17 protein-coding genes and 1 pseudogene are annotated in these 17,449 nt (G+C 42.9%); 15 read left to right on the forward strand and 3 right to left on the reverse strand.

The window, feature by feature from the left end; all coding sequences use genetic code 11:
* From OCT63_RS20535 to OCT63_RS20545, 3 genes are all read left to right on the forward strand, one after another.
* Positions 1-591: hypothetical protein (locus OCT63_RS20535; RefSeq protein ID WP_269984500.1), on the forward strand; the 591-nt coding region annotated here is incomplete at its 5' end.
* 118 nt (positions 592-709) lie between these two features.
* Positions 710-1,000, forward strand: a complete 291-nt coding sequence (locus OCT63_RS20540) for a hypothetical protein (protein WP_269984501.1) — start codon at positions 710-712, stop codon at positions 998-1,000.
* Positions 987-2,504: a hypothetical protein gene (locus OCT63_RS20545; protein WP_269984502.1), complete on the forward strand. Its 1,518-nt coding sequence runs from the start codon at positions 987-989 to the stop codon at positions 2,502-2,504. The genes OCT63_RS20540 and OCT63_RS20545 overlap by 14 nt, the downstream gene beginning before the upstream one ends.
* 278 nt (positions 2,505-2,782) lie before the next feature.
* On the opposite strand, the gene OCT63_RS20550 is transcribed toward OCT63_RS20545, so the two are convergent.
* On the reverse strand, positions 2,783-2,923 hold the full coding sequence (locus OCT63_RS20550) for a hypothetical protein (protein ID WP_269984503.1): 141 nt from the start codon (positions 2,921-2,923) through the stop codon (positions 2,783-2,785).
* A 161-nt stretch (positions 2,924-3,084) separates the two neighbouring features.
* On the opposite strand from OCT63_RS20550, the gene OCT63_RS20555 reads away from it, so the two are divergent.
* Entirely contained in the window at positions 3,085-3,423 is a 339-nt protein-coding gene (locus OCT63_RS20555) for a hypothetical protein (RefSeq protein ID WP_269984504.1), read from the forward strand.
* 996 nt (positions 3,424-4,419) lie between these two features.
* Here the strand turns inward: OCT63_RS20555 and OCT63_RS20560 are convergent.
* Positions 4,420-5,031, reverse strand: a complete 612-nt coding sequence (locus tag OCT63_RS20560; protein WP_269984505.1) for a recombinase family protein — start codon at positions 5,029-5,031, stop codon at positions 4,420-4,422.
* 273 nt (positions 5,032-5,304) lie between these two features.
* Between OCT63_RS20560 and OCT63_RS20565 the strand changes: the two genes are divergently transcribed.
* The 3 genes and pseudogenes from OCT63_RS20565 to OCT63_RS20575 all read left to right on the forward strand — a co-directional run bounded on the left by OCT63_RS20565 (position 5,305) and on the right by OCT63_RS20575 (position 6,691).
* On the forward strand, positions 5,305-5,655 hold the full coding sequence (locus tag OCT63_RS20565) for a type II toxin-antitoxin system RelE/ParE family toxin (RefSeq protein WP_258520172.1): 351 nt from the start codon (positions 5,305-5,307) through the stop codon (positions 5,653-5,655).
* On the forward strand, positions 5,645-5,950 hold the full coding sequence (locus tag OCT63_RS20570) for a helix-turn-helix domain-containing protein (RefSeq protein ID WP_170897565.1): 306 nt from the start codon (positions 5,645-5,647) through the stop codon (positions 5,948-5,950). The genes OCT63_RS20565 and OCT63_RS20570 overlap by 11 nt, the downstream gene beginning before the upstream one ends.
* Before the next feature lie 439 nt (positions 5,951-6,389).
* A pseudogene (locus OCT63_RS20575) lies at positions 6,390-6,691 on the forward strand (Fis family transcriptional regulator).
* 521 nt (positions 6,692-7,212) lie between these two features.
* On the opposite strand, the gene OCT63_RS20580 reads toward OCT63_RS20575, so the two are convergent.
* Positions 7,213-8,088, reverse strand: coding sequence for a LysR family transcriptional regulator (locus OCT63_RS20580; protein WP_269984506.1), 876 nt, complete (start codon positions 8,086-8,088; stop codon positions 7,213-7,215).
* Positions 8,089-8,248: 160 nt separating this feature from the next.
* Here OCT63_RS20580 and OCT63_RS20585 point away from each other — a divergent pair, with 160 nt between their 5' ends.
* The 8 genes from OCT63_RS20585 (at position 8,249) to OCT63_RS20620 (ending at position 17,337) form a co-directional block, all read left to right on the forward strand.
* Positions 8,249-9,043, forward strand: coding sequence for a putative hydro-lyase (locus OCT63_RS20585; RefSeq protein WP_374987241.1), 795 nt, complete (start codon positions 8,249-8,251; stop codon positions 9,041-9,043).
* Between the two features lie 21 nt (positions 9,044-9,064).
* Positions 9,065-9,799, forward strand: coding sequence for a 5-oxoprolinase subunit PxpA (locus tag OCT63_RS20590; RefSeq protein WP_182035736.1), 735 nt, complete (start codon positions 9,065-9,067; stop codon positions 9,797-9,799).
* Complete coding sequence (gene pxpB / locus OCT63_RS20595) at positions 9,796-10,515, forward strand: 5-oxoprolinase subunit PxpB (RefSeq protein WP_182035735.1); 720 nt, start codon at positions 9,796-9,798, stop codon at positions 10,513-10,515. Before OCT63_RS20590 ends, pxpB begins: the two co-directional genes overlap by 4 nt.
* Positions 10,512-11,474: a biotin-dependent carboxyltransferase family protein gene (locus tag OCT63_RS20600; protein WP_225492070.1), complete on the forward strand. Its 963-nt coding sequence runs from the start codon at positions 10,512-10,514 to the stop codon at positions 11,472-11,474. Before pxpB ends, OCT63_RS20600 begins: the two co-directional genes overlap by 4 nt.
* A 69-nt stretch (positions 11,475-11,543) precedes the next feature.
* Positions 11,544-12,785, forward strand: coding sequence for an NRAMP family divalent metal transporter (locus OCT63_RS20605; protein WP_182035733.1), 1,242 nt, complete (start codon positions 11,544-11,546; stop codon positions 12,783-12,785).
* Between the two features lie 330 nt (positions 12,786-13,115).
* Positions 13,116-16,034 (forward strand): Tn3 family transposase, encoded by a 2,919-nt coding sequence (locus OCT63_RS20610; protein WP_269984507.1) that lies wholly within the window; start codon positions 13,116-13,118, stop codon positions 16,032-16,034.
* A 131-nt stretch (positions 16,035-16,165) separates the two neighbouring features.
* Positions 16,166-16,765, forward strand: a complete 600-nt coding sequence (locus tag OCT63_RS20615) for a hypothetical protein (RefSeq protein WP_269984508.1) — start codon at positions 16,166-16,168, stop codon at positions 16,763-16,765.
* Between the two features lie 101 nt (positions 16,766-16,866).
* Positions 16,867-17,337 (forward strand): hypothetical protein, encoded by a 471-nt coding sequence (locus OCT63_RS20620; protein WP_269984509.1) that lies wholly within the window; start codon positions 16,867-16,869, stop codon positions 17,335-17,337.
* Positions 17,338-17,449 lie beyond the last annotated feature (112 nt).

Here is a 17,449-nt window from a genome sequence, read left to right on the forward strand (position 1 = left end):
GTACTTGAGCGAACAAACTTGTTATCTGAACATCAAACGGCTCTGATTGAGGGCATGAAAAAATACGTTGATGGCTGCGATAGCGAAGATCACCAAATCAATGTTGCCGTGTGTCACTTAAACGCCGATTTTCCTCTCGCTCTTTTTGCTCTTCTTGACCAAATCTCTCTCGATAAGAAGTACCAACATAATCCTGAGCAACGAGTGCCTAGCTTTCTTGCACAAATATTGGATATGGATGCTCGCTGTTATTTTGGAAAGCTCATTAAATTCATCAAAATGAGAACCGGCCATACGAGCAGTTTTTTAGCTAGCCTAATTCCTGTTCCTCAAATGAATGAGCTGTCGGGTAGAACCGAACACGAAATACAAAAGGAACGACTCAAAGAATGGATCAGCGGTAAGTCACGTCCTAGTAACGAAACACTTCAAACATTCATGTGCGCCTTCCAACCTGAAGATCAGTTTGCAATCTTTGCTTACTCGCATATCTGTCTCGCGATTGATGAGCTGGTGGCTACATCTGAGCATAAAGATATTTTAAACGAACTTGTGTATGTTAGAAGTAATTATCAACGTTTTTTGAAATAATTTACCCCTTAAATTTCAATGATTTACCTTATTGTTTCAGTCAGAGAAAATTTCGACAATTCGTTTTTTAGGCTTATGTCATATTCTAGTCCCGAACCCAAACAAAGAGGATAAGACAATGACAAATAAAGTCAGTGCAGTATACAACCACGGTAAAGATGGCTACCACATTGAGCGTACAAGAAGATTCGAAGAAAAAGATAGAATCGACGCGTTCACAGATGCATTCCTTGCTAAGCATCCAGACATGTCCTACACCGAGGCTACCCAGAAGGCCATACACGTCGTGATTTATCATGATGAAGTGTCTGAAGGATACGGAGTGGGCAAAGATGCTCATGATATTTTAAAAGAGAATGAGAGCTTGAATCCAATAAGAAATCAAAGGAGATATGATGCCGAACGATAGGCGTAAAGATGATGTTCATGAGCAGAAGATTCTCAGACAACGAGAAATGCGACTCGATGAGTTAATCGAACCAAATCGCTCTGGTTATGAAATGCCTATGTTTGATGTCAGGCGACGTGTACTTCGTATTCTTGGTTATGTTGGAGCGAATCAAAATCGCTCCAAGTTGACTGATGAGCAATCTCGAAAATTAGCCGAATTTACCGATTTCGAGTTAAGACAATTCCAAAGAGTTTGCTCAATAATGAGCGATCCTGACAATCAAAATGCTCATCACCGCCAATGGATGGACCGAGCTCTTTTGGGCTCGGATCCCGAGGGTGCAAGCGCAATGTTTTGGATGAATTTTGATGAAATGGGTAATGACATGACCGAATGCAATGAGACACGAATTCATTTTTTGAAACTTTTAGGCCAGTTACTAGACCCAGATCTAGGTCTGCCGCTTCAGTATAAAGATCACCCAGCATTGCAAATCAGGACGTTCGATAAGAAAGCTTTATCCGACATAAAACTTAGATGTGTGTACGAAAAATTTGCTAAAGAATACCGTTCTAACCTAGGAACGTATAAGCCTCGATATATTATTGATCCGAATTTTGCGCACGTTCGCGCAGACGCGAATGCGTTCCAGACGTGTGAAAAGATGTTGAGAGACATCGATGAGAAAGCTCAAGTTGCTAAACCTGAAATCGAACCTTTGATAGTTCAACTGCTCAAAGCAACGACATTTAACCGAGCAACTTTTAATGTAAATCAACATATTCATCAACTGAATGCAAGCGCAGAATCTCTAAGACCTTTGATGGCATTTATAGATAATTGTGGTTTTCGTCTTAGAAGAGCTTCAACGGAGGAAATGGACAACAAACGTATCGTTGCACTCTTTGATGTGAGTAACTGTCACACTGAAACGCACTGGCGAAGGCTTAACGAAACAAAAGTAAGTCGGATACGTAAACGTGCTGATGATGTGTGGAATATGGCGCTGGAAAACGTTTATATTCATTCTAATGATGCAGAAGTTCAAAACGAACGTAGGGAGTACTCCTTCTTTTTGACGCTTATCATGTGTTGGAGTTATTGTACAAAGGAAGAGTTCAAAGCTAATTTACGTAATTCAAAAGAAAGAGATTTGGTATCTGTGAAGCCATCATCTAAACTTTCGATACTCGAAGCTTCTTTTCATAGAACACAAGTTGACATATTAAGGCGTGTTCAGTTATTTGATGGAGCGGGGCTTGAAGCACTCAACAACCTCATAAAACATCGTCGGCTTCAATATGCTTATGATCAGAAAATCATTGATAAGCTAAGAGGTCTTTCGCTAGAACAACTTTGCAGCTTTATGCCAATTATTTACACCAACATTGAATCATGGAGTGATTTTTTTAGGTCACAAATAGACCCAGGTACAATCCTTAGTTGGGCAATTTATCTACATGGCGCAAGTTCTGCTTCCAATTCAGATGTCCCTAATGGAGAGATAGGCGATAACGGATGACATGAGCGGCTGACGTTCTGAGCTGCAGTGAAAGAATAACTGATAACTATGCTTTCTTTGGTCATTCCGCACTGGCCCGTCTATATAAAGACTTCTTTACCTACAATTTTTTTGAATAATGAGCTTCGCATTTCCCGAAGCTCATTGCTTCCACATCTACATTCTAGAGATGCTATTTCTTTGGTGGATTATTACCTCTGCCGCTTCCTGACGGATTTGAGGTACCATTTTTCGTTGGCCACAATGGGTTGCTGTTCGTGTTCTTACTCTTAGTCATGTTACTTTTTTCCTTTCTTTGATTGCTTAGGTGGGTTGTCACCACGCGATGCCCAGTAAGCATCATGCTCTTGGTTCAACTGTCTTGAGCGGTTGTCGATATCTTCTTTTGTAGGTTGATAACCTTTCTTGAATGCTGGCATTTTCTAACTCCTTGTTGTGTTTGGTGGAATAACAATACAGCAGGCTTGAGGGCCTAAAGGAGGGGGGAGGGAGCGCATTCTTTGATTATTTTTGAAAAGTTGTGGTATTATAACGACTTCCAAATATCATTTTGCGATAAAATACAACTTAAGGGGTGATGATGATTGATTTTTTATCAAATCTTGGAATTCATTCAGGTACTCGTTGTTATTTACGTGACAGGAAAGGTACGTTCAGTGTTTGGGGGTTTGATTGGAATGCCAGGCTAGTGCTAGTCGAACTTGAAACTAATTGGGATTGGTTCCCCGCTGAGAAGGTACGAATTGAGACCATTGAGGACTATGCTCAAAAGTTAGATGACTATAAACAGTCTGCAAATGACCCCATAGTTGGTGTTGATTGGCTTGACAATCGGGTTCTCCAGGTGATGCCAAAATACATTGATTGGATAAACGTGAACACTCATACGGCAAATGACAGTGAGCCGACGTTCCATTAATCTGCTAGTTCCACGCTTACACTCCTTCCACCATTTTCTCTTTTTTACGAAATAATCTTGCTCAGCTGGATAGCTGGGCTTTTGTAATGGAAATGACAGATTTCATCAAGAAAAAAGGCCACATGACAAACATAACATCGTCTTGTGGCCGCGTGTCATAATGAAACAAATGTCAACGTTAGAACTTACTCATTATTGTGCATCGAGAGCGGCTAAACTCCCGAAAGATAAGCATACTTTATAAAATTGGCAGCATTCAATTCGCTACTAAACATATTTCATATTAATGAGTCAGTATTGGTGGTAGGTCGCATCAATAAATGTAACGTGTAATTGATAAAAAAAATGCACATAGCAGGGACTATGTGCAAGTGATGATCATAACGTTTGTTGAAGTAAGGATTCAAAATATACAGGAGTTATGACGTCATACGTCATGGATAAGATTAATAGGTGTTCACTACAGGGTCAAGAATTTATTGTATTTAATTTAGAAATAGCATATTAATAGTTTGTTGTGTACAATTAATTCGGGTGACCGTCCTCGTCCATTGGTGCTGCAAGACCTAAGTCAAAAGGGCATTCTATGGCATTTTTGAACTCAATCCGATTTGCCTCAGTGGAAAGCAGCAAACACATTTGGCACTAAGGATTATCTATGATCACGTTTAACTCTAACCATCTATATACTATCCATCGGCAAGCCCATGCATGCAGAGATTTGTTGATTGAATTAGAAATTGTCGACAATGTCCCTTCAAAGTGCACTTGGTTAAACATGTTTGCACAGGCTTTAACCTACAAAGACTGGGGAGAACTGAACCATCTCAGTGCTTCGTTTGCCAAAAGCCAATGCTTTCATGTTCTAACCCCAGAGAACTTACCCCTTATAGGGGTCACACGACGATTCGGAAAATATTGTACGCTAAGAGCGTAACTTGATATTTTTATTGGAAAAATCTAGTTAATATCCTTCTGTATTACAAAGTACAGTCCTTATCGGACTGCTCCAGCTTTTTTGACCTTTGCGATAGTTGACCGGCTACAGCCTAAAAGGTGTTGAATCTGAGACCAGCTTTTACCCTCACTAAGTAAAAGAGCCACATTTTCTCTCAGTTGGAGGTCTGGTTTTCTTCCTTGATATTTACCCAAATCTTTTGCTTTCTGTATTCCTTGTGCTTGTCTTTTACGTCGAGTTTCATAATCATCCCTGGCCATTGCCGCAGCGAGATCAATCATGAATTCAGTCAGCACTTTTGAAATCATCGAATTTTCTAAGTCACCGCTGAGAGCGGGATGAGTCATAGGCTGGTCAAGAACGACAATATGTAGACCAGCATCAACTAATTGATGCTTCAGTAGCTTCCACTGTTCATATGGTAATCTAGACAGCCTGTCTACCTTTTCGATAAGCAAGACATCATTTTTATGTGAGTCATCTATTAGTCGTGAAAGTTCAGCTCTTTCTAGCTTTGAACCCGACTGGCTCTCAGTATAAAAGCTAGCGATACGAACACCTTTTTGTTCTGCAAATAACTCCAAATCAGATTTTGCGCGATTAGCATCCTGTTCACCTGTTGATGCTCTTAGGTAACCTCGTATGAACATTTTCTTAATTCTAGTCTGTTATAGGTGTGGTATTTGATAGTAGTTCGCGTAGGGTATAAAACCAACAGTAAGCGAACCAACTTTGAAGATACATCACATGGTTTGCATAAGGTATACCCAATTCAGACTTTTTTATTTTAACCGAGGCATTGCTTAACCATAGAATTTGCGTTTGTTATCTGTATGGGTGAGTGGTTATTAAAGTTGACGTGATTGTATATAAATAAAAATCTATATAGAATATAGTCTATACTAAGAAAACAAAGATAAAACATGTGGAATGTAGTAACTAGACCACTTTTTGACGAGTGGTTTCTATCACTAGATGAAAGCGATCAAATTAATGTCCGCGCATGCATCCAGGTTCTTCTTGAAAGAGGGCCTCAGCTGAGCAGACCATACGCTGACACTGTGGAAGATTCAAAGCACAGCAACATGAAAGAGTTGCGAGTGCAAAGCAATGGGAAACCTATACGGGCTTTCTTTGCTTTTGACCCAGAAAGAACAGGAATTATCTTATGTGGCGGTGATAAAACTGGCGATAAGAGATTCTACAAAAAGATGATTCCGATTGCTGATGCAGAATTTGATGAGCATTTAGAGGAACTTAAAAATGAAAAGTAACCCATTAAGCGTACTTGACGCAAAAATGTCACCAGAAGCACTTGCTGCCGCTAAAGAAAAAGCAGCGGATATGCTTCTTGACATTCGACTTGCTGAGCTTCGAGAGATCACCCATCTATCTCAAGTAGAAATCGCTAAAGCTATGGGCATTAGCCAGCCATCAGTTGCCAATCTAGAGAAATCTGGCAAAGATTTACGTCTTAGCTCTCTAAAGAAATACGTCGAAGCGACCGGTGGCAAGCTTCGCATTGATGTAGAACTGCCAGACGGAAAACATTTTGGCTTCCCGGTGTGAAACTTGAATGCTTGTCTGAGTTGTATATTAGGTTGCTTGCCCTGCTTGTAAGGACGCAAGTGCGGTGACAAATCATATTAAAATGGCAGCGAAGCATAGGGACGCTGCCATTTCTAACTTAAAAATGCCCCAAGACGTGTTTAGAGCGCATGAAACCAACATGAGATTTATTTGTGCAGCAAGCTGCTGCACAATTAGGAAATCGCCTGCTTCATCGAATGTCCAACAGGCTGTTGGACAAACTCCAACCCCAATTTTGCAACAGCCTGTTGCAAAAATCACTATGAAGCACTTCTGCCCCTAAATGTGTTTAGAACACAGTAAAACTTCATAAAAATAATATGGTCAACAGGCTGTTGACTAAATTCCGCTGCCCAATATCGTTTGAGACAATGTAGACTGAACCCTTTTTAAAGGTGTTAAATAGGAAGTTTGCTTCATGCGCAAATCAGATAAGAAGGTCGAGAATCTAATTAGAGACGTGTTGACCGAAGTTTGTGAAGATACGTTAAAAGGCTACGATGGTTTTCTTTGGGTGACTCATACGGTCAAATTCCCTTCTTTTCCACAAAGCTTAGAAATAGTCTGCGTATTCGAAACGAATCAAGATAGAGAAAATTTTTTAGTGGGAGAAGGTCCCCAGCATGTCTCAACAGCTATCCAAAAGGCGTTTAATAAGGTTGGGGTGCAACTAAAGAACGTAGTAAGCAAAACAGTTACGATACACAGCAAAAGCGTTAGTGCAGCCATCAATGAACGTTAATTAGGGTTGTAGTGAGCATCTAAGGCTTTATTTTCCAAGTTTTGATATAAAGCCTGAAGGCTAAACCTACGTTCTTAGTTAGGAGACTAATGCATACCCACTTAAGTCCAGGGCTTGCCTGAGCTTCCTTTGACAAACTCACCTTTGTCCCATTATCAGTTTCGTCAAAAATGTTGCGTTCATGGGCTAGCTGAATTTGCCCAACTACAGATTACGTGATGCCAACAAATCATTTGGCCTTAGTCATCATCAATAGCAACAACCCACTCTAAGGAAGAATGCGTCTATTATATACGACACAGTCTAATTTTAGTTTGATCCGAGAAGAAGTTGATTCGCGCAGCAAAGAATTCTAAAGCTGTGATTTCTTGGCTAACTGTCCAGTCAGATTGATGCGGATATCTTGGTTATAATTGGAATAGTTGGGCTGACCAACCTATTTCTATAGGCCTACTATAATAGCGAAGTTTTCGTTAGCGATATTGTTGAGTATAGCGATTCAACAAAGCCATTCAAAGGCGAGCTTGACGATTTCTTCGGTCAATAAGCTATTGGGGGTTGTAATGTATGACACCGTAAATGTCAGTGGCTGTGGTGTCCAATTCGTCTCGATGATTTGTAGTCGCCCCTCTTTAAGCTGCTCTTTGATCACTTCTTTAGGAAGGGTTGCGACCCCGACGCCACTCTCTGCCAGCCTTACACTCGCAGATAATGAGCTTGCCGAATAGAAGCGGACGGGATGGACTTTTTGGGCTGTGAAGTGACGGTCTATTTCGTGGAACGGGACTGTATTTCTGGCGTAGGTGATAATTGGCCAGCGGGTAAAGGTATGTGTTTCTGCCGGTTCATTTAAACCAAGTGAGGGGCTCGCAACCCAATAGAGAGGATACTCACATATTACTTTATTGATCACTGACGGCTCAGAAATGGGACCAAGGAGAATGGCGATATCAATATTATGCGCCATCAGTTCTTTTCTTAAGTTCACTGTTGCATCAACAATCAACTCAATTTCAACATCAGGGTATTTTTCATTAAGACTTGTCAGAAATTCAGGTAGCCAAGTGTGTACCAGTGTTTCTGATACACCAATGCGGAGTAATCCAGAGAGGGCGCTGGCTGCGTCGGCTTTATAACAAAGTTGCGTTGTACTATTGAGGATATTTTCCGCCAAAGGGAGTAACTCTCGTCCCTTTGCCGTCAATGTGACGCCGCCTTTTTCTCGATTAAACAGCGTTGTATTAAGCGTGTGCTCTAGGTTGGTAATACGGGTTGAAATGGCGGGCTGGGTTGTACATAAATGCTCAGCAGCTTGGCGAAAGCTACCTAAGTTGGCAATCCAGACAAAAGTTTCAAGCTGCTTTAAGTTTAACATCCCAGACACTTCTCTTATTTCTTTAAGGTATCAGCAGTCATGAATTTATGACTGCATAAATTATTTTTATCAATATACGCAAAAAATCACAAATAGACATTATCTAAATAAGCAGTATTGTTATTTGGCGTTAACATAGTAATTACCAATGGATGACATTATGACAGCATCAGTATCACAACTTCCTCTTCCTGCATTACGTCAACGTATTCGTGAAAATGCATTTACCGATTCGACCAGTGGTTTAGCAAAGGGGTATATGCAAGCCAACCTTGTGATATTGCCGGCTGAGTGGGCGAATGATTTTTTGCTATTTTGCCAGCGTAACCCAGTTGCTTGTCCATTGATAGGGATGACCGAACCCGGCGCTAAAAATTTGGCTGAGATTGGCCTCGATATCGATATTAGTAGTGATGTGCCTGAATACCATGTGTTCTACGATGGTCAGTTTGAGCTTGCGACACCGGATTTAACTCAGCATTGGCGTGATGATTTGGTCACTTTCGTTTTGGGCTGCTCGTTCTCTTTTGAAGAAGCGATGCTTCAGGCTGGCCTGAATGTTCGTAACATTGACCAGCAATGTAATGTCTCTATGTACGATACTAATATTGCCTGTCAGCCCGCAGGGCGATTTCATGGAAACATGGTGGTCTCGATGCGCCCGTTCACACCTGCTGATGCTATTCGTGCAATACAGGTGACCACTCGTTTCCCTAAAGCCCACGGTGCCCCGGTTCACTTTGGTACGCCAGATGCTATAGGCATTGAAGACATTAATATTCCAAATTATGGTGACCCGGTAACGATAAACTCGCATGAAGTCCCCGTATTTTGGGCTTGTGGTGTTACTCCGCAAAACGTAATGCGTAACAGTAAGCCACCTCTGTGTATTACTCATGCTCCAGGCAAGATGTTGATCACCGATCGGTTAAATAACGAATTTGCATTCCTGTAAGGCGAAACCAAGGAGAACGTCATGAAAATTAACTGTGATATGGGTGAGAGCTTTGGTCTTTGGCAGTTAGGTTGCGATGAGCAAGTGATGCCTTTTTTAGATATGGCTAATATCGCCTGTGGTATGCATGCGTCAGATCCTGTGGTGATGAAGAAAACAGTGCAGCTAGCAAAGCAGCATGGTGTGATTATTGGCGCTCATCCGGGGTATCCAGATCTGCAAGGTTTTGGCCGTCGTTTTATCGCTATGGAAAAAGACGAGCTGGACGCGTTTTTTATTTATCAGCTTGGTGCGCTACAGGCTATTTGCCAGAGTGAGTCGGTGGTGCTTAGTTATGTTAAACCTCATGGCGCACTGTATAACGCGATGATGAAAGATGATGACGTTTTTCTCACGCTCCTCTCTGCCCTTAATCAGTACAATTCTGATCTTCCGTTGGTTGTTATGGCTGTTCCGGATTACCGGAAGTATCAAGATCTAGCTGCAACTTACGGTATTCAGCTTTGGTTTGAAGCGTTTGTCGATAGAGCCTATGACGACAGCGGACGTCTTACCCCGCGCTCTGTATCAGGCTCAAGCCTTACGACGATTGAGCAAATAGAGCAGCAGGCTTTAATGCTGATTGAAGAGCAAGCGGTAATTTCGCTGTCTGGACAGAAAATTGCCATTCATGCCGATACCTTATGCATTCATGGTGATGGGGCATTATCGTTGCCAACGGCGCAAGTTCTGAGTGCGAGGTTAAATCGCCAATGAAGATCTCTGCAGTAAATGAAAACACGTTGATGGTGTATTTTTCGGATTCGGTCAGTCCTGAAACGGCTGAGCAGATCGCGGCAGCAATTCCTGTCATCCGTGAGCAGTTAGGATTGTATGTGGTTGATATCGTACCTTCATATACCTCGATATTAATTAGCTTTGACTTGATCACCATCGGAATTCGCGAATTTAACCTGCGCTTACAGAAGGTTCTGATTGAATGTAGCCGTGCTTCGCTATCTGCGAATCAGGTAAGGTGTATTGAACTACCTGTTTATTATGGGCCTGAAGTTGCGCTGGATGCGCAAGAGATCTGCCGTCATACCGGCTTGTCATTTGATGACGTCGTTAATATCCATGTATCTGCTACATACCGCGTTTACGCGATTGGTTTTGCGCCGGGCTTTGCGTATTTAGGTAATACGGATAAACGGATAGAAATTCCCCGCAAACAAACGCCTCGTTTGAAAGTGCCAGCCGGAAGCTTGGCTATCGCAGATCGGCAAACGGCTATTTACCCGAAGCAGTCTCCGGGGGGGTGGCAAATTATTGGTCGAACCCCCATTAGTTTGATTGATTACCAACGTGAGAATCTAACGGTGTTTGAAATGGGGGCACAAGTTTCATTTACGCCTATTGATAGGGCGACGTTCCTAGACATGGGTGGGGTGCTGCTGCCAGAAGAAATTGCGATGGATGGGGAGGTGGCATGACGCTACGAATTTTAACTGCTGGCCCGTTGAGCCTACTGCAAGACCTTGGTCGATTTGGTCATCAGGCTATCGGGGTGAGTACTGGTGGGCCAATGGATGAACATGCGTTCTTATGGAGTAATCGCCTGTTAGGTAACGACCGTAATGCGGCACAAATTGAGATTGCGATGGGGCAGTTTAGCTGTGAATTCTATGCCGAAACCACAATTGCTTTAACGGGCGCGGATATGGCGGCCACATTGAATGGCCAGCCTATTGCATTCTGGCAGTCTTATCCGGTTCGTCAAGGCGACCAATTAGCACTGCGAGGAGCTCGTTCTGGGATGCGGGCATACCTTGCTGTTCAAGGTGGGTTCAAGGTGCCTACACCACTCAATAGCTGTGCGACTGTCATTCGGGATGAGCTAGGCGGCCTTCAAGGAGTAGGTGAAAAGCTGAATGCCAAGGACTATATCCGGTACTCGGTGAGTCAACCAATGGCGACCAAGCAAGTACTGCCCCAGTTTATTCCGCAATATAGCCAACAAGTGACACTGGAAGTGATCCCCGGTTATCAGTATGACCTATTTACACCAGAGCAACGCCAGCGATTTTTCAATGCGAGTTATACCCTAACACCACAAATGGATAGGATGGGGTGTCGATTATCTGGTGAAGCCATCGAATGCCAAAAGCGTAACCTGATCTCGGAAGGGATCGCCCTTGGCGCGATCCAGATCCCTGCAGATGGGCAGCCGATTGTCTTACTACGAGACAGGCAAACCATTGGCGGTTACCCGAAAATTGGTTGTGTTACAGCTAAAGGGCTGAGCCAACTTGCACAATGCCAACCGGGTGCTGAAATTCGGTTTGTTGAAAAAAACCTCTATGAAGCAGAGGCGGAACATTCGATTCAACAGCAGTTTTTTCACGGCTATGTCGGGAAAAAATGGAGACAAGAACAAACTCTAGTCGGGTGATGTTCATCAAATTATGGAAGAAGCAGCATTCGGATAGGCGCTGCAGAGTAACAATTACAGGAGTAATACATGTCTACAGACAAAGTGATACAGCAACCGGCGAGCGACTCGATCTCAAAGCCGTCAGCTAAAGGGGGCTTTAACTGGTCATTGATCATGGGCGCTGCTTTTTTGATGGCGACCTCTGCAGTTGGTCCAGGATTCCTTACTCAAACCACCGTCTTTACTCAAACACTTGGCGCCAGTTTTGCTTTTGTTATTTTGGTGTCGATCTTTCTTGATATCGGTGCTCAACTAAACATATGGCGGGTAATTGTAGTCTCGAAAAAACGTGCTCAAGACATTGCAAATGATCTGTTACCTGGTTTAGGTTTTGCCATTGCAGGTACTGTTGCGTTGGGGGGACTGGCATTTAATATCGGTAACTTAGGCGGTGCTGGTATGGGAATGAACGTCTTATTTCCAGGGATCACGCCAGTAGCAGGCGCAGCGATTAGTGCGGTGATTGCGATCAGTATCTTTTTATTAAAAGATGCCTCGAAAGAGATGGACCGATTTACCATCGTGATGGGCGCTTCACTGATAGTGATGACGTTATACGTTTTGTTTTCGACCTCACCACCTGTTGGTGAGGCGCTGTATCGTTCTGTTTGGCCTGAGAAGCTCAATGTGTTGGCTATTGTTACTTTGGTTGGTGGTACCGTTGGTGGTTACATCACATTTGCGGGCGCACACCGATTGATCGATGCGGGTGTGACAGGGCAAGAAGCGTTGCCACAGGTTAACCGTGGCTCAATCTCTGCAATAAGCTTGGCATCTGTCGTTCGGGTGGTATTGTTCCTAGCTGCACTTGGGGTCATAAGTACAGGTGTGATCCTTGACCCTGAAAACCCACCAGCATCAATGTTTCAGCATGCAGCAGGCAACATTGGCTACAAATTGTTTGGTTTAGTACTTTGGACTGCTGCTATAACCTCGGTGATCGGTGCGGCATATACCTCTGTATCATTTTTGAAAACACTTCACCCTTTTATTGCTCGCAACACTCGAGGTTTCATTATTGCCTTTATATTAGCGTCGAGCCTTATTTTTTGCTTTATTGGTAAGCCAGTTACTTTATTGATTGTAGCGGGTGCATTGAATGGTTTTATTCTACCCGTCACATTAAGCATTATGCTGATTGCTGCCCGTAAATCTGCCATTGTCGGAGACTATAGACACCCGGTATGGATGTCGGTGTTTGGTTGGTTGATTACCATCATGATGGCAGCAATGAGTCTGTATACACTGTTTATTATGATCTTTGGTTAAGCCTAAACACCGTTAGTAAAAGCCCCACAATGCTTAATACAGGGTGGGGCTTTTTGGGGAACGCAAACTGATCTGCACTTATCAATATAGGACACCAAATTAACGGCTTTCCATAATCTTTAGTTATCCATGAATTGCTAATTTAGGAAAGCCACTGACACGTTTTTGTCCATTTCCGAGTTACGATACTGATTTTCAGTGTGTGATCACCAAGCGATTCTGTCGTACCTCACACCTATAAAACCGGATTGTCAGCATTGGGTTTTAATCGAGGCATTTATCTGGTTAGCTAAGTGTGTCCCTTTGACATAGCTACCGGAGGAAATAAGATTGCCACGCAAAACCCTCTTCACGTTATCTGAGCGTGAAACATTAACGGCATTTCCTCAAGAGCATCATGATCTTGTCCGACACTACCTATTTAACGATGCCGACCTTGCCCTTATTAACCAAAGGAGAGGGAAACACAATAGACTTGGGTTTGCTATTCAGCTTTGCTACTTGCGATATCCCGGAAAACCCATTCCTCCAGATGAAGAACCTCCAGCCCACCTGCTGTCTTTCGTAAGTGAACAACTCGGTGTACCGATAACACATTGGAAGAGGTATGCGATAAGAAAGACGACCCGCAGGGAACATCTTACTGAGCTGATGAACTGGTTGGGGATGGCCTCTTTTACTCTGTCCCATTTTCGTCTGTCCGTACAATATTTACTAAAGACTTCGGTCCAAACCGAATCAGGTATGGTGCTTGCCAAAACGTTATTAGATTATCTACGCACCCAAAAGGTAGTTATTCCTGGCATGGAGGTATTGGAAAGGATATGCGCGGAAGCGATCACTCTCGGAACGAAGAGAGTATATCGTGCACTGACATCGGAATTGTCTGAAGGTCAAAAAGAGCAATTGGATCGACTTCTACTGATGCGTAACCAGCAAAGCCAGACGTTTATTAACTGGTTACGGCAGCCACATGGTTTTCCCAATGCAAAGCACGTTCTAAAACATATAGAGAGAATTGAATATATTCAGGCACTATCTCTCCCTGATGGTCTGGAAAAAATGGTTCATCAAAATAGGCTCAGAAAAATAGCCCGTGAAGGTGGTCAAATGACACCACAACATCTCAGGGATTTTGAACCGTTAAGACGACACGCAACACTGGCGGCAGTGGTACTTGATACAAGAGCTACTTTGATTGATGAACTCATAGATATGCATGACCGAATCATGGCTAGTAAAGAGAATGTTGCCAGACGAAAACATGCTGAACAGTTTCAAAGCTCAGGCAAGCAAATTAATGAGCAACTAAAGGTACTGTCACAGGCCGGACGCCTTATTCAGAAAGCCAGAGAATCAAAAAGTGATCCATTTGATGCTATTGAAACCTCCATTGGCTGGCAGGTCTTTCTTGATAGTATCAAAAGCGCAGAGCAACTTAGCCAACCAGAGTTTGATCACCTTACGCTCATTATTGATGCGTATCCTCAGTTACGCCGTTACACTCCGGCGTTTCTTGATGCACTGGAATTAAAGGCGGCTCCAGTCAGCCAGACTCTGCTTGATGCGGTTAATGTCCTTCGTAAACTAAACCTAACCAAAGCGCGTAAGTTACCCGAAGACGTACCGACTGACTTTATTCGAAAACGATGGGCTTCCCTTGTTTTTACTGAGGAAGGAATAAATAAAAAGTATTATGAACTTTGTGTCTTTTCAGAACTGAAAAATGCGCTGCGTTCGGGGGATATATGGGTTCGTCATTCCCGACAGTTTATGGACTTTGAAGATTACCTGCTTCCGCTCGACAAATATCGCACACTGTTTAGCCAACAAGAGTTAGGACTGGATATTGAAACTGACGGTGAATTATTCCTTGAACAGAAAAAGAATCAGTTAGTCACCGCATTGAAACGTGTCGAACTCCATGCTGCTGATAACAACCTTCCCGGTACGATAGTGACTGCCAGTGGAATGCGCATTACACCGTTGATGAACTCTGTTCCAGAAGAGGCTGAGAAGTTGATCAGGAAGGTATCAGCACTTATGCCTAAAGTGAAAATAACCGAGCTTCTGCTAGAGGTAGACAGATGGACAGATTTCTCACGCCATTTTACTCATTTGAAAGGCGGACAACCCGCATCTAACCGAGTAATGTTAATGACCGCTGTTCTTGCAGACGGAATCAACTTAGGTCTGACAAAAATGGCCTCATCGTGCCCTGGTACTTCCTACGCTAAACTCTCTTGGTTACAGGCCTGGCATGTTCGAGACGATACTTACAGTAAAGCATTGGCTGAGCTGACAAATGCACAGCATCAACATCATTTTTCTCAATGGTGGGGGGATGGTACGACATCCTCTTCCGATGGGCAGCGATTTAATGCAGGAGGTCGGGGAGAATCCAAGGGACACTTTAATGCTAAATATGGCTCAGAGCCGGGAAGCATTTTTTATACTCACATTTCAGATCACTATGCGCCGTTTCATACCCGGATCATCAATTCCCCTGCGAGAGATGCCACCTATGTACTGGATGGCCTTCTTAACCATGAATCTGAACTCAATATTGAAGAACATTATACGGATACCGCCGGATTCACTGATCATGTATTTGCACTCATGCCAATATTGGGATTCAAATTTGCTCCACGAATACGTGATCTTTCAGATAAGCGTCTGTATATAGCCGGTAACAAATCGGATTATCCGACATTAGGAGGGCTAATTGGCGGAGATGTGAACTTTGATTATATCGCCTTGCATTGGGACGATATCCTCAGATTATCTGCATCAATAGGAAAGGGAGTGGTCACAGCTTCTCTGATGCTGAGAAAACTCGGTAGCTATCCTCGTCAAAACGGATTGGCACTGGCATTGCGGGAGTTAGGGCGGATAGAACGCACTTTATTTACTCTGGAGTGGATGCAAGACATTAATCTTAGACGTCGAGTTCAGGCTGGTCTTAATAAAGGTGAAGCGAAAAATTCTCTTTCTCGGGCAGTTTTCTTTAACCGATTGGGGGAATTAAGAGACCGGAGCTTTGAAAACCAACGTTACCGCGCCAGTGGGCTTAATCTGGTTGTTGCTGCAATTATTTTGTGGAATACAGAATACATCAGTCAGGCAGTAGAAACACTCCGCAACCGTGGGGAAATAATCGATGAAGCATTACTTAGCCACTTGTCTCCTTTAGGGTGGGAACATATAAATTTAACGGGAGATTACATATGGCCAGAACTGGAAAATTAATCTTTTAAAGTCATAACGTTATGCTCTTAGCGTACAATATTTTCCGAATCGTCGTGTGACCCCTTATAGCGAAGAGTTTAAGAGAGCAAATTGGCGAAGCACATACAACAGCAGACATTTTCGAATCTCTGTTGCTTTCGGTAGCGACTACAGAAGAGAAAATCCTCAATGGAGTGAATGATGACTTTTGTATTAAAGGCCCAAACGCAATAACACTCATTTGTGAACCTGAGCCCTTTTACGCTATGCCGCTATTAAAGTGGTTATTGAGATATGAAAAGTCTTGGCTAACGTTGTACCAAATCGAAGAACCGTATCTTGCAAAAATGAAGAGAGCACGTAGAGGGCTTTCACGAACAGAAGTCAAAGAAAATCATTACGATGTATATCCAAATAGTGGTCACCGCGTACAAGACATTCTTAATGTTTTAGAGTCAGACCGTTTCGTTGAGTTTTCTGAATCAAGAGAATCAATTCGACTTAGCGATATCGGCATTCAAATAGCCACTGAGCATATTACCGATAACTATGGTCCTAAATGGCAAAATTGGTGGAGTGAGCTGAGAAAACTCATCAAAGCAGAACCGTACATGACTGTGAAAGATAATTGGACAAGATATGTCATCTTTTACGGACAAGAGCGCACGCCAAAGGAGTACATTTCTATATACTCCCCCCAGAATTCTGGAAACCCTCATACCGCTAATCTAGAAAGGGTTACCAATCACTAACCGGACATTCAGAACTGCCACTGCGTCCCAATGCAAAGTTTGTTCATCTCGTTCCGCGACTTTACTTGGGGATCACTCACCGGTCACAAAGGTGCAGCGATTTGAATTTGGAAGTAAAGGGCCCAATTTGGCTGAAGGTCCCTGATTATGGGCTCAAGCGTTACTGGCAAAACAAACGTTATGTCGGTCTGGTTGGTGACATGATTGGGTTCCTGTCTGAGATTCCAAATGACGTATCTCAATTTGATGTTGAGTTCACTTGGACAAGCCTGAATAAAGATTTCCCTCTAATTGAACAAAAGGTCACTTTTATTTTGGATTCGGAGTCCGACGAATCGGAAAACTGGCTCTACAGTACAGAGGCAGGTGTTAATCAAGAACATTGCCCATTCGCTTTCAGCTCCTACTCAGCTTTAACTAACGAAAAGAAATTAACGACTGAAGAGCTTAAGGAACTAGGTCGCGTCAAAGGAACGATGAAAACTCTCGAAATCACCAATGCGGGTCAGCGAATTAAGATCGAAGACATCCAACATCTTGCTTTGTCTAATCAATTTGACATCCATTTATAAATCATTGAGTAGGGGTTTTTGTGAGCCTCTACTCAAGACTCAAATCATGAGACACGTTTAGGTCATCAAAGAGAAGGAATTACAATGAACAGCGGTCACCCATACAATCAAG

Origin of the sequence: Vibrio sp. RW (assembly GCF_027587105.1) — a bacterium.
Taxonomy (GTDB): Bacteria; Pseudomonadota; Gammaproteobacteria; order Enterobacterales; family Vibrionaceae; genus Vibrio; species Vibrio toranzoniae.